Genomic DNA, 13,328 nt, shown 5'->3' with positions numbered 1-13,328 from the left:
TGCTGTTACAGCTTTTCCGGCTGACTACTACTTGGCTTTGCTGACTGATCCGTGCCTGCTACTTTTACTTCCATGCCCTTTTGCGGGTACTCTGGTGGTGTCATAACTACTTTGTCGCGACTCGTAATGCCATCACCAATCAAGAAAAACTTACCCTCTTCGCGGATCACCTGCACCTTTCGAGGCTCAAGTTGGTTGTCTTGATTAAGCAACCAAACGGATTGATTATTCACGATTTCTTGAGGTAGACGGTAGATTTGCTTTAATGTTTTACCTGCAAAGCTAACCTGTACATAAGTGCCGTACTTCACTGCTGGCTGACCAGTTGTTAGCCCATAAGGGTCTTCAATACGCACCACTAAGTTATTCATCCGTGTCTGCTGATCAACCGTGCCCAAGTCTCTGTCTATAACAGCTTCACGGCTAAAAGCATTAGCACCTCGCTGATAAACTGTTGCTGCCAGTCCAGATACACGCTCAGGTAAAAATACGGAATCAAACCCCGCGATCGGAATAATAACTTCCGCTGTTTCAATATTATTTAAAATGCCAACCGAGCTGCCCATAGAAACAAACTGGCCAAGGCCCACCTGCTTATTCACCACCAACGCATTATAAGGGGCAATAACTTCGCAATTTTCAAGATCTCTTCTAGCGCGTTGTAGTGCTGCTTTGGCTGATTTAACTGACGCCTTTGCACTCATCACTTGGGGCTTGCGTAAGAATAGGTCGGTATGTTTTTTGGTTGGAAATCGTCTCGCTTCATCTGCGGCAACATCCGCTTGCGCTTGCTCTTCAATTAACTGCGCTTCTGCTCGTGCCAATTCAGCTTCCGCTTGGAGTACCGCAGCCTCATAATTATCTTGCTCAATTCGCAATAGCACTTCGCCCTTTTGCACTATACCACCCTCGACAAAGCTCGGATGCCAGTATTCTACTTCTCCCGATACTTGGATAGACAGTTGAGTGCTTTCAAGCGGTTTGACTTCCCCATAGCTCTGTATCACCACTTGATGATCTTGCGCGGCTAAGGTTTCCACTTCAACAACAGGACGAGAATCAACTTCTTGTTTCTCAGGCTCACTTTTAGCAACCGCATTGACGACATTAAAGCCGACAACACCGGCTATAAGCACGGTAAAGGGTAGAATCCATTTTAGAGTTTTAGCTTGCATGACAGTACCTATTGATAATTTCCTGACCGTATAGTAACAAGTTTAGCGCGTTCTCGGATGTGACATTTGTAAGAATCTGTTACACCTTCCCCACACCTCCTATCAATGCGCCTGAAACCTGGAGTATTGTTTATTTATTTCAAACAATTAGCGCCAAGCTACAAGTTACCTACAGCGCCAACATTTCGTATCACTATTGCAGATTTCATAACAAAAAGTTTCTGTTCTAGTTACAAACTACTGGGGTTCTTTGGGGTTTGCTTGTTGAGAAACATGATAAAGTTCAAGTATAAAAATAATACAACTGGTAAATACGCACGCAACTATCATATAGATCCATAACTGCGCAGTTAAAATACCAAACGCGCGACCTATAGCTAAAGACAGTATGTATGCGCAGATCATCACTGGTATTATCAAATATGCGCGCACTTTACATTGCTCGACTAAAATATCCCTGACTTTGGCTCCGACTAAACATTTAATCGAAAAAACAGGCGCACTAAGAATAGCTAAATACCCAATTAAGCCATACATACCCGCAACGACTTGAAACAGCATTACCACAGCTATCGCTAACCCTGCCCAAAAACTCAACATAGCGGATTTGTTCAGTTGCTGCATGCGCGCCTTTATGTCTACGAGTCTCAAGATAGACTGGCTTGGGTTATGTGCCTTATAAAGCTCAGTTATCGTGTTTAATTCCAGCGAAGCATTCGCTTTTGCGCGCACGATAATATTGCCGTTGATAAAGTTAAATGGCAGGTAGGCAAGTGGTTGCACTTGTAAACTATGACTGAAGGTATTCTCAACGATGCCGACTAGTTTTATCGGACGCTGATGCCTGTCGTATAGCGTCGTGCCAACATCATTGCTATTGAGCTCCAACATCTGTGCTAGCTTTTGGTTGATGATCACCTTTTGTCCAGTATCTGTTGTACTCAAGTCATCTTGATTAAACCCACCACCGGCAATAAAACGTTGACCCGTAGTGACAAAATAGTTTTCACCAATAAGCTGTAAATAAGCCGTTATCATATTAGTACCATCGTCACCGCGACTTAATGGCTCTAAAAATACAAATTCATGAGGAATGACTGCTGCTAGCGCTGCACTGTCTATATCTGGGTGATTATTTAACGCTGCTAAATTGATCTTTGCTTGGTTATATCTCGCTTGTATAGCGTCATCGCTCCGAGCATAGTCACTTTGCTGTAGCTCAACAAAATAAAGTGATTCAGCGTTAAAACCACTATGGGTAAGTAATTGACCACCAAAATAACTCAGCAGCCAAAATGCTAGCCCCATCGTAATGGCGCCAATGCCCATTTGTGTACCAAGTAAACTCTGGCCAACCCAGTTTGGTAATTGCTTGGTTTGTCCTTTGCCCGAGCCACTGAGTTGACTACGAATATCTCGAAATGAAACTTGCGATAATGCTAATAACACAAATACCCATGCACATAGCTGACTAAAAGCGATAACACTCAGAATGCTCCACCATGGTACAGATAACCATGTAACATGAGCCAAGCTCGCTTGTGTCCAAACGCGAAATAGTCCAAGTCCCCCTTGCGCTATCACCGCTGCAATCGCTGATGACAGTAAAAATATGAACGCGATATAACACCATTGTGCTCGCTTTAAGTCAGCGCGCTTGGCACCCATTGTGATCGCTAGCGCCAGTTGTGTTTGCTTTGATTTAAAATCTAAAAGGTATAGCGAAAAAGTATTCACTAACGTAATCAACAATAACGCGACACTAGCAAAAGTCAGCCAGTGCATTGTCGTTTTTAACTGGCCTTTGAGTTTATTCACCAATGGCTGTAAGGCAAATACAAGCTCAACCCGTCCAGGTAGTCCTTGCTGAATTTGCGCCTGCTTAAATGCGCTTTGTAGGTTTGCCTGTTGCACAGCAAGGTGTAGCTCAACGTCCTTACTCTTTGGTACTCGACCAACAAGAAACACATCACTTCTTACTGCTAAATGATCCAGATCAGAGATACCTTCCCCTATGGCCAAAGCAAAAGGCAGAAAAACATCACTACCTTGATTAGACTGAAATAACTGAGGCTCTTGGTCATCACACGCGGCAACGCCTACAATAGTGAAATATCGCTCATCTAGTTGTAGTGTTTGACCAATCAGCGCATCACCGGATAAATGCTGCTGAGCAAAGCATTCGCTAACCACAGCTTCATTCAACGTTTCGCCTAATGTATCTGATTGAGAAAACCACCGCCCTCGTTTAAGCGACATGTCAAATAAGGAGAAAAACTCTTGATGCACATAAGTGGTCGATACTTTGGGCTCAACGAGCGCTCCTCGAAGTAGCCCTTGGCTGTAAAATACCGCAGAGGCCTGTTCAAAAACCTGTTTATCCTGTGCTAATTGCCATGCGACAGGCGTAGACATCGCTTGCGCCATGACCACTTTTTGTTCGTCATCTACCATGTCTGAACGCAACCACATCAGCTTGTCACTTTGCGGGTAGGGCAAAGGCTGATATGCGTGCCACGATAGCGCAACGCTCATCATTAACGCAGCAAAAGATAAGCTCAATAAGATGACCAAAACCACGTTAAGTTTGGCTCGACTGAGTTGTGCATGCCAATATTTCATTACACCTCCTTGGTCGCGGTAGACTGATCTATGAGCACACTCAAAGGCATGCGCAGCAAACGTTGCAACGAGGTAAGTAAGCACACACTAGATGTAATAACGATGCCAATCGAAGCGAGTATGAAGTCGACAACAGAAAAGGGCTGTTGAAAATACCAAGACAACAAAAAAACCCCAGCTAACGCGATACAAATTGCAACGCCAAGATGTTGTACATGGGTATACAGCACTTCTATTCGTAAATCTTGAAATTTAGCCCCTACTACCATCTTTGTAGCGTAATAAGTAGACCTGAGCGACTGCCCATAGCGATAGACACCAGCTAAACCGACCACAACCAAAAGCAATACCAACGAAAATAGAAACAGTGCACCATAGGTTACTAATGTGTCAGTTAATAAATATTGCTCTCGCTGCTTAGCCAAAGACTTAAAGCTAAATATTTTTAAAGCTGGGTGTACTTGCGCTAGCAATGCTGAAAAGTGTGCTTTGTTCACCGGGATAGTAGTCTGTAATAGTATATTATTTTGGCCAAGTACCGCGTTGTAGACATGTGGTTGCAGTGGCTTTCCGGGTTCGACTAAATCGGCGACGATGCCAATAATTTCAAAAGCGGCGCTGTCATCTGTAATATTGAAACTGAGAAACTTTCCAAGTGCCTGCTCTTGTCCACCAAGTTGCTCTGCAAAGGTTTTATTAATGATGAGTTGTTGCTCACCGCTGCGCACCTCTTCACTATCAAAAAACCGCCCTTCTAATAATTCTAACGAGAAAAATTCGAAGTATTGGCTATCAATAACTCGCCCAACAGGGTGCACGCGTTCAAGCGTAGTCACTTCTTGGAGTGACCAAGTTCCTGAACCTAACTCTATAGGTGAGCGACTACGACTGACAGCTGTAACTTCAGGTGAATTGGCTAATACCTCACTGGCTTGGTGCATTACCTGTTGGTATTCAGATGCGGACATACTGTCTGGCGCATACAATACCATTTCATACTTATTTTCTAAGTCCACCGCGTAGGACTGCTGTAAGTGACTCAATGCGGACAGCCCCACTTGCAAACAAAAGAAAATCAACATGACAGAAAGGCTGAGCTGGCTGATGGCCATTAATGTTTGTACGCGCTTGCTGACTACCACAGCGCTTCCTTTACCACTTTGCTTTAGTACTTTCGCCAACCGCTGATAACGTATCGCAGACATACCACCACCTAGCAGCAAACCACTTGTTAGTAACGCAACCATGCACAGCGCCGCAACGCTTTGCCATGTTAGTGTTATCAGTTGTGCTTGTGGTAACAGACCAAGTAATTGTTGCTGTAGCAACTCACACAGAAAATAGCCCACAATTATGGCTATCACCACAGAGCCAAAACACAGCTTTAATAATGGCAGCCATTGTGACCATGCAATGTCTTTTACCTTGGCCCCAACAACAGCTTGAATAGCTAATTTTCGCTGGATCTGGCTGAGTCTAGCCAAATACAAATTACAAATATTCAGCAGTGCAATGGCGAGTAGACCGAGCGATGCGGCAAATATACCAACCAACAAAATAGGAGATTTACCAAGCATTATGGTTTTCAATGGAACCGCCCTGACTCCGATACTCCACCCCGCAAAGTATTCACTTTCACTCACCTTGCTTTGCCATAACGTATTCATTTCATTAGAAAGAGAAAGTGAAACCTCTTGGTGTGTTGTCGTGGGTGCCAACTTTCCCACCATCAAATTTAATGGGTAACGATTCCACCAATAAGGCTTAGCCTCTTCTGAGGTTAAATTGTATTGCCAAGGTAGCCATACTGCTGTTCGGTGGGACAACATTTTTAAGTTAGGTTCTGTAAAATCCTGTGCCACCACACCTACAATGGTAAATTGTTGTTCATCAAGCTTGACGGTTGTATTGAGAATATTAGGGTCGCCGTTAAAGTGTGTCTGCCATGCTTCAAAACTCAACACCGCAACTGGATTGCTTTGGGTTGCAGGCTCCGTTATCGCGCGTCCTAATGCCAATGGCATATCAAAAATGTTAAACCACTCTGGTGATACATAAGCAGTTTCTACACGTGGCATGTGTGCATGCGAAGTTAATAACTGCTCACCGTAGTGTACCAATGCAAGTTGCTCAATTGACTCTGGTTTATGCTCGTATAAGTGCATCAAAGAGGGGTAGTTAAAAGCTTCGCTGCTTTCATCACCTTTTTCATCAAACATCGGATATTCCAGCTTAACGATGCGTTCAGAGTCTGGGTATGGCAACGCAGACAAGTACAAACTATGTAACATCGCCATTGCCACTAACATAACCATAAACACACAGCTCAACGTGGTTATCACCCCAACATGATATACCCCTAACTGAGATAAATTTTTTAGTTTCATATCACCCTCGCTAGGCACTCTGATCTAAGGGCTGTGTTGATGCGACGGTACCTAACAGTTCACCGTCAAACAACTTCACCTGCTTAGGGGCCATATCGGCATAACGGGGATCGTGAGTCACCATGCATATTGTGGTGCCCTGCTGGTGTAACTCAGCAATTAACTGCATCACTTGGTCGCCACTTTTTGAGTCCAAGTTACCTGTGGGTTCATCGACAAGTAAAATCGTTGGCTCAGTTACCAGCGCACGCGCTATCGCTACACGTTGTTGCTGGCCACCTGAAAGCTGATTTGGGGTATGCTGCGCTCGGTGTGACAAGCCAACTTTTTGCAAACAAGACTCAACGCTTTGTTTTATTTCTGACTTAGTGAGTTTCTTGCTCCGATACTTTAGTGGCAATGCCACATTGTCGAACACCGATATTTCATCAATGAGATTAAAAGACTGAAATACAAAGCCAATATGCTCATTACGTAGTTCAGCAGCCTGATCGAGTGTTAATGACGTCACATCGTGACCGCCGATGGAATATACTCCGCTGGTTGCGCGCTCAATTAACCCCATAATTGAAAGTAGCGTCGATTTGCCACATCCAGAAGGGCCAGAAATCGAAATAAAATCACCTTGGTCAACGACCAGTGAGATGTTTCTCAGTGCATGTGTTTGAAGTTCTTCAGTTTCGAATACTTTATTTATATTTTTTAGCACTATCATCATGATATTCCTAATTTAATGAGATCGTTTCACCTAAGCTAGCAAGGTGTGCTAGGTCAGAAATGATAAGTTCGCTTCCAGCTGAGACGCCAGAATCTATAACAATATATTTTCCTGTTGAAGTACCAAATTGGACTGGCACTGGGTGAGCGGTGTGTTTACCGTTTAGCTTGAACAGCGTGTGAGTTTGATTGTCTTTGGCATTAGCTGGTCGCTGCACATAAATTGCGTCTTTGATGTGCTTAATGGCAATGCTCGCTGAAATACTCAGCTGCGCACGCGCTTGTTTTGGCAAATTATTGGGCAAACTTACTTCGACTTCCACTGTGTTATCTGTCACCACAGGGTCAATGCGAATAACATTGCCCTTTACCCTATCGTTTTGCATTTTTACCGTGACGACTTGACCTGTTTCAATCCAGCGTACTTGCGATTGCGGGACAGATAACACAGCGACAAGCGATTGATTTGACCCGATAAGCGCCACCATATCACCAACATTGACTCGCTGCCCTAGCGCCAAAGGCATCCGCTCTATCATGCCAGAAGTACTTGCTCGAATAACAAGCTGCTTCTGTTTGTCCAATAGGTTTTGTAATTCCTGCTCACGAATGGCAATTTCTTCATTCGCTAAAGCAAGCGCTGAAGTATGTAGCGCTTCCAGTTGCTGTGAACGCTTTTCTAGCATGGTGATCTCATGCTCTAAGGTGCTCAAGCTGGTTTGTGTTTGGGCAAACGTCAGTGCCGAAATAACCCCCTGCTGGGCCAAGTCTCGCTCCGCTCGGTGACGTAGTATCAAAGTTTTTAACGCTCCTTGTTTTTGCGTCAACAGAGTTTGTTCATTGAGCAATTCTCTTTGTTGTGAGAGCGCTAGCTGCTCATACCCTGTCTTTGATTGACGCAATGCTTGCATCGCTTGCTGTACTTGCAAATCAAGGTCTGGACTAGTTAATTCAACAATGGCTTCGCCCGCCTCCACAACCGCACCAGCTTTATGGTAGAGCGCTTTTACAATGGCGGCAGTTTGTGCATTTAGTAAGTGCTGCTGCGCACTACGTAACTTCCCAAAGCTATCCACCGATAAATTCAGTGGCCCTTGTTGCACCTGTGCAATAAGCACCTCACTGCGCGCTATGCGATGTTTAGAGTCAAGCAACTGCCACACAACAAGACACATGATGATGCTCACCACAACGCTCGCGATGACATAAAATTTGGTTTTCTTAGGCTTTGCTGGTTTAACTAAATCCATTTTCCCTCCTTACAGACCATCTGTTAGGAGCGAAAACTGTGCCAAAAAATAATACCCATATATATCAAAAACTTAAATTAAAACTATAACTCAAGGCCTAGTGTAATCTCCGATATCGTATCACCTATTTCGGAATCGGAGCGGATTTGTTGTGTTGATTACAGGGCGATTTATCTTTTGTTACATTCATTTGGACTAGAGTTTCTGACATCACAAAATGTTTTAGGTACACTCAAATTTTTATAATTTTTGGTCTAACAACATGAGAAAAACAGCATTGAGTATTGCGCTCGCTCTGACATTTGCCAGCGCGCCTAGCTTCGCTAAAAAAGACAAAAAAGAAGAAGAGAAAACCATCGCCTCGCTGATTGAAAATAAAACCAGTATCGATGCGTTATTTCCACTTTATCAAGACAACAAAACAGGTGAATACCTGATGCAGCTGAATGCGTCTCAGCTCAATACCCCATTTCTATATTTTGCACATACCGTTGATGGCGTCACAGATGCCGGTCACTACCGTGGTGGTTACCGCGAAACTAAGCTGATTGAGTTTAGAAGACATTTTGATCGCATTGATATCATCAGTAAAACTCCTCGTTTTGTCTTTGATCATAACTCAGCCATTGCTAATGCTAGTGATGCGAATATCAGTGAAGCAGTATTGGCGAGCATTAAGATTGAAAAAGCAGAAGACGATAAAATTTTATTTAAAGCTGACAAGCTATTTTTAAGCGAGTCTCTTCATAAAGTTTCTCCGTGGAAACGTGCTAACGATAAAAATGCCAGTAAACGGTTCGCACTAGGAAAGCTAGATGCGAAGAAATCACGGATCGTAAAACACCGTCCTTACAGTAATAATCTAGATATCGTCGTCGACTATGTATTTAGCAACCCAGAGCCTAAAGTCAGAGGCTCAAATGCCATTACTGACCCTCGTTTTGTGACATTAAAAGTTCAGCACAGTTTTGTTGCATTGCCAGAGAATGACTATCAACCGCGTTACGATGATGCCCGTATCGGATATTTCACCAATCAATTTGATGTGCAAACATCTCCAGATTGGACGCCTTACAAAGATGTGATCAAACGTTGGGATCTCGTGAAAAAAGACCCAAATGCAGCGCTTTCAGAACCAGTAGAGCCGATTGTATGGTGGATAGAAAATACCACACCACTTGAGTGGCGAGATACTGTTCGAGAAGGGGTATTGGCTTGGAATAGTGCGTTTGAAAAAGTTGGTTTTAAAAATGCTATTGTCGTAAAAGTACAACCTGATGACGCTGACTGGGATGCAGGAGACATCAATTATAATGTGTTGCGCTGGACTTCCTCTCCTCGCCCACCATTTGGCGGTTATGGACCTGCTACTGCACACCCACTAACAGGTCAAATTCTTGGTTCAGACATCATGTTAGAGTATGTATTCATGCGTAACCGCTGGATCTACGATTCTCTGTACTCACAGGGGCAAGCAAGCCAAAGCGAAGATCCCGAGCATCATGCCCTGCACTGCTCTTTGGGACATGAGATGCAAGGCCAATTAATGACAGCCAGCCTAGCAACAGGCGCAGACATTGAGCGTAAAGAAATGTTACGTCAAGGTCTAGTGCAACTGATCCTACATGAAGTTGGCCACACCTTAGGACTCAATCACAATATGAAGTCTTCGATTTTGTGGGGACCAAAAGAGATCCATGACGCATCAAAAACACAAGGGGTGTTAACGGGCTCGGTGATGGACTATGCACCAGCAAACATCGCGCCTGTGGGAATGAAACAAGGTGATATTTTCCAAACGAAACCAGGTCCATATGATAATTGGGCGATAGAGTTTGGTTATAGCCCTGCACTACAAGATGAAGCGCAAGAACAACTACGACTTGAAAAGATTCTATCTCGCTCTGGTGAACATGCCCTCGCTTTTGGTAATGATGCTGACGATATGCGTGCACCTGGACGTCATATAGACCCTCGAGTCATGATTGGGGATCTATCATCAGACCCAGTGACGTATGGTGTAGATCGTATGACACTGATCAACCAACTATTCACTGAGCTAAAAGATAAAGCGAGAGTCTCAGGCCAGTCACATCAGCAACTATTAACCTCAGCTAACATCTTGTTTAGCCAGTACAGCGGCCAAGCTCGAGTTATCTCTCGTCAAATTGGTGGGGTATATGTTGAACGTCAAGTAGTTGGTACTGAGAATGACACTAAGCCATTCATGCCAGTGCCACAAGCGCGTCAAAAAGCAGCAATGGCGGCGTTAAAAGACATGGTGTTTGCACCTAACGTGCTAAAAAACATGCAGCCATTATACAACTATATGCAGGCTCAGCGTCGCGGTTTTAATCACTACGGTAAGAACGAAGATCCAAAAGTGCATAAAATGGTACTAGGTATGCAAAAGTCAGTGCTTGATCAAGTGCTCCACGCAAACGTGTTACAGCGTATCAGTGACTCTGCCTACTACGGTAACCAGTATAGCCTTAACGAGTTTTTAAATGATCTTAGTGCTGCTATTTTTGTTGATGACAAGCATGCAACAACACTAAGCCGCAACCTACAAATTGAGTATGTAAATCGACTTATTAAAGTTGCAGGTCTCACGAAAGCGAGTAAGTACGACAATTTGGCAAAATCAGCTGCGCTGTATCAGTTGCAACTTATTTTGGACAAGGACACCTCATGGGGCGCTGATCAAGCGACGAAAGCACACAAAGCGTATCTTGATCGCTTAATCACTAAAGCGTTAGAAGTGTAATAGCGATTTAGAACGAAATGAGCGTGGCGATTGCTACGCTCTTATTTTGCTATTTAGTTGCTCTAAATAACCTGAGCTTCGGATAATTAATGCCTTTCTAGCAGCCAATTTTAACGCTAACTGGTATTACATCGCTCAAGCCAATGCTGGGCGAGAGCGATAATATTGGATGCAGCCAAGCTGAGCCGCATTAGTAAGTAAGATCATCACAAACATCATCACATGTGCCACGCTGACATGAGCAAGGCTCAACTCCGCCGCTAGTCCTATTCCACCAGCCAAGAATTGCAGAGAAAAATACCTTGCACTTAAATTAGAAACATCACCACTTTTTAGCGTTTTATATGTTTGTGGCATCACACGAATAGAGCTCATAACCAGGCCAAGATAAGTGAGCGCTTCAAATACCACCGATGCGGCCAAATTGGTAATCATTAATAATGTAAATGGCAACGCCGATGCACCCAGTAACAATGCAAGTTGATTACGCTGTTTGGTGCTTGCATTATAGCGAATAAAATAATATAAAATTAAAGCACTTAGTAATCCAGTGACCACAAAAGGCAGCACCATAAAGAAACGTTCAAAAAAGACGTTGTAAGCAATAAAGTAAGTGCTTTGCGCAACACCAAAGCTCATCATCAACAGCGATACACCTGACGCACTGCGATTTTTACGGATTTTCCCAATCAAAGGAATAAAGCTTAAAACCAAAACGAAAGAGGAAACGATCGGTAAATACTCGCTCAATGCAAACTCCAAATGTATAAAATGTTGCTAAGTTAAAGTGCTGTAAAACCTTTACTAAAAAACAGTAAAATAATGATTTTTAAGGTTTTATTTTTTGAAGGCGCGCATTTTAAGAGCTAACTTTTAAAATACAAGAATGATGGCGAGATCAGTATTGAGTGTGTTGGCAAGGTTAAAATACAGGCGTATAAAAATAAATACAGGGAACTCACAATGAAATGGCTATTTGTAGTACTTACCGCGATTGGACTGCTCGGGTGTAGCTCAACACCGACTTCTTCTACAGCTGATAAACCAAGTATGACGGTTGCCTCATTATTTAATCACACATTATTCACTCCTCAACCTGTAGTATCAGAGCAAGCTATCTTTTCACTGCCGCAGAGTGAAGTGCAAGCACTGTGGCAATATGTAGAAAAACACAAAAATAGTGACATCACCATAGATGAGTTACTCGGTAACTTTTTACAAAATAAGATTGGTGACTTTAGCTATGATGGCGCAACATTTATCGCCAAAGATGCCCTCTCACAACGCTCAGGAAACTGTATTTCGTTAGCAATTGTATCTCAAGCTTATGCCAATGTTTTAGGGATAAAAACCAGTTATGCTAAAGTTGATAGCTACCCTGTTTACCAAAAAAATAAAAGCTTTGTCCTGACCTCCAGCCATTTTAAAACCAAATTGATCACCCCAAGAGAGCAAGAAAACGATAGTATGATATTTTTTTCTTCGGGTACCATTATTGACTATTTTCCCAATCAAGACAGTGTGTTTTCTGGCAATGCAAACTATGCAGATCTGGTTGCGAAGTTTTATACCAACTTGGCTGTTTCAGCTTTATTAGCAGCAGACTATGACAAAGCTTACTCGCTACTGATGGCAGCACTTGAGTATGCACCCAATGATCCAGAAACAATTAACATTTCCGCGCTGTTACACAAACACGTAGGCGATAGAGTACGTGCAAAACAAATTTACGCCTACGCAGCACAGCAGCAACTTACTAGCACTAACCTACTTCTTAATTATTTAAACTATATACCTGCGGATCAAACCGCCTTGAGAGAATCTATTTTGGCACAACTCGAGCGCAGTCCTGCCTCTCCTTTTGACACACTAACTCTGGCTTCGAGTTATATTGATAAGCAAAACTATAGCAAGGCTAAAAAGCTCATTGAGCCACTGCTATTAAACTACCACTACCTGCCTGAGATCCATGCTGAGCTGGGTAAAATCGCTTATTTAGAAGGTAACCTTCAAGCGGCATTAGTATATTTTGATCAGGCAATTAATAAGTCCAGAGAAACATACAAAAAAACACTTTATAGCGCGAAACAAAACATGCTAACGCAACTGATGATGCAATAAAGCAATATTATCAATGCACAAGGTAAATTATTTGTATATTTTGTAAATAAAAACTTTACAATCCACACAGTCGTTTCTACTTTGGTGTATGGGTGTTTAAAAAACGCGCTAAATTTGTGCGCTATAGTGCACGTAGGTTATACCAGTTACCGTAATTACGTAGTCTATTTTGAGGCGAGAAACTCTTGTCGATAACACCGCTACCGCGTCCTGCTATCGGCAAGATAAAAATTTCGCTACTTAGTTGCTCTAAGTTAGAAATTTTTACGCAGTTAACTCCTTCAAACAG

8 protein-coding genes are annotated in these 13,328 nt (G+C 43.0%); 2 read left to right on the top strand and 6 right to left on the bottom strand.

All coding sequences use genetic code 11. The features are described 5' to 3' along the window. Positions 1–5 precede the first annotated feature (5 nt). The 5 genes from HUZ36_RS16240 to HUZ36_RS16220 form a co-directional block, all read right to left on the bottom strand. A complete protein-coding gene (locus HUZ36_RS16240; RefSeq protein ID WP_125250728.1) occupies positions 6–1,175 on the bottom strand; it encodes an efflux RND transporter periplasmic adaptor subunit in 1,170 nt (389 codons plus the stop codon). Between the two features lie 237 nt (positions 1,176–1,412). Then, positions 1,413–3,797 (bottom strand): ABC transporter permease, encoded by a 2,385-nt coding sequence (locus HUZ36_RS16235; RefSeq protein ID WP_176033408.1) that lies wholly within the window; start codon positions 3,795–3,797, stop codon positions 1,413–1,415. After that, complete coding sequence (locus HUZ36_RS16230; protein WP_176033407.1) at positions 3,797–6,184, bottom strand: ABC transporter permease; 2,388 nt, start codon at positions 6,182–6,184, stop codon at positions 3,797–3,799. Before HUZ36_RS16230 ends, HUZ36_RS16235 begins: the two co-directional genes overlap by 1 nt. A gap of 10 nt (positions 6,185–6,194) precedes the next feature. Continuing rightward, positions 6,195–6,899, bottom strand: coding sequence for an ABC transporter ATP-binding protein (locus tag HUZ36_RS16225; protein WP_125250832.1), 705 nt, complete (start codon positions 6,897–6,899; stop codon positions 6,195–6,197). Between the two features lie 10 nt (positions 6,900–6,909). Then, positions 6,910–8,151, bottom strand: a complete 1,242-nt coding sequence (locus HUZ36_RS16220; protein ID WP_176033406.1) for an efflux RND transporter periplasmic adaptor subunit — start codon at positions 8,149–8,151, stop codon at positions 6,910–6,912. 262 nt (positions 8,152–8,413) lie between these two features. On the opposite strand from HUZ36_RS16220, the gene HUZ36_RS16215 reads away from it, so the two are divergent. Further along, positions 8,414–10,918 carry a zinc-dependent metalloprotease gene (locus HUZ36_RS16215; protein ID WP_176033405.1) on the top strand — a complete coding sequence of 835 codons (2,505 nt, stop codon included), beginning with the start codon at positions 8,414–8,416 and terminating at the stop codon, positions 10,916–10,918. A 135-nt stretch (positions 10,919–11,053) separates the two neighbouring features. Here the strand turns inward: HUZ36_RS16215 and HUZ36_RS16210 are convergent, their stop codons facing one another. Continuing rightward, positions 11,054–11,668, bottom strand: coding sequence for a PQ-loop repeat-containing protein (locus tag HUZ36_RS16210; RefSeq protein WP_147388978.1), 615 nt, complete (start codon positions 11,666–11,668; stop codon positions 11,054–11,056). A gap of 213 nt (positions 11,669–11,881) precedes the next feature. Here HUZ36_RS16210 and HUZ36_RS16205 point away from each other — a divergent pair, with 213 nt between their 5' ends. Continuing rightward, a complete protein-coding gene (locus tag HUZ36_RS16205; RefSeq protein ID WP_176033404.1) occupies positions 11,882–13,039 on the top strand; it encodes a tetratricopeptide repeat protein in 1,158 nt (385 codons plus the stop codon). Positions 13,040–13,328 lie beyond the last annotated feature (289 nt).

Source organism: Pseudoalteromonas sp. McH1-7 (genome assembly GCF_013366255.1).
GTDB classification, from domain to species: domain Bacteria; phylum Pseudomonadota; class Gammaproteobacteria; order Enterobacterales; family Alteromonadaceae; genus Pseudoalteromonas; species Pseudoalteromonas peptidolytica.
Note: the sequence above shows the minus strand (reverse complement) of the source record. Positions and strands in the feature narration are given on the sequence as shown.

Excerpts from the sequence above, each read along its gene's own strand:
- HUZ36_RS16240 (WP_125250728.1), bottom strand. The coding sequence starts at position 1,175 with ATGCAAGCTAAAACTCTAAAATGGATTCTACCCTTTACCGTGCTTATA.
- HUZ36_RS16235 (WP_176033408.1), bottom strand. The coding sequence starts at position 3,797 with ATGAAATATTGGCATGCACAACTCAGTCGAGCCAAACTTAACGTGGTT.
- HUZ36_RS16230 (WP_176033407.1), bottom strand. The coding sequence starts at position 6,184 with ATGAAACTAAAAAATTTATCTCAGTTAGGGGTATATCATGTTGGGGTG.
- HUZ36_RS16225 (WP_125250832.1), bottom strand. The coding sequence starts at position 6,899 with ATGATAGTGCTAAAAAATATAAATAAAGTATTCGAAACTGAAGAACTT.
- HUZ36_RS16220 (WP_176033406.1), bottom strand. The coding sequence starts at position 8,151 with ATGGATTTAGTTAAACCAGCAAAGCCTAAGAAAACCAAATTTTATGTC.
- HUZ36_RS16215 (WP_176033405.1), top strand. The coding sequence starts at position 8,414 with ATGAGAAAAACAGCATTGAGTATTGCGCTCGCTCTGACATTTGCCAGC.
- HUZ36_RS16205 (WP_176033404.1), top strand. The coding sequence starts at position 11,882 with ATGAAATGGCTATTTGTAGTACTTACCGCGATTGGACTGCTCGGGTGT.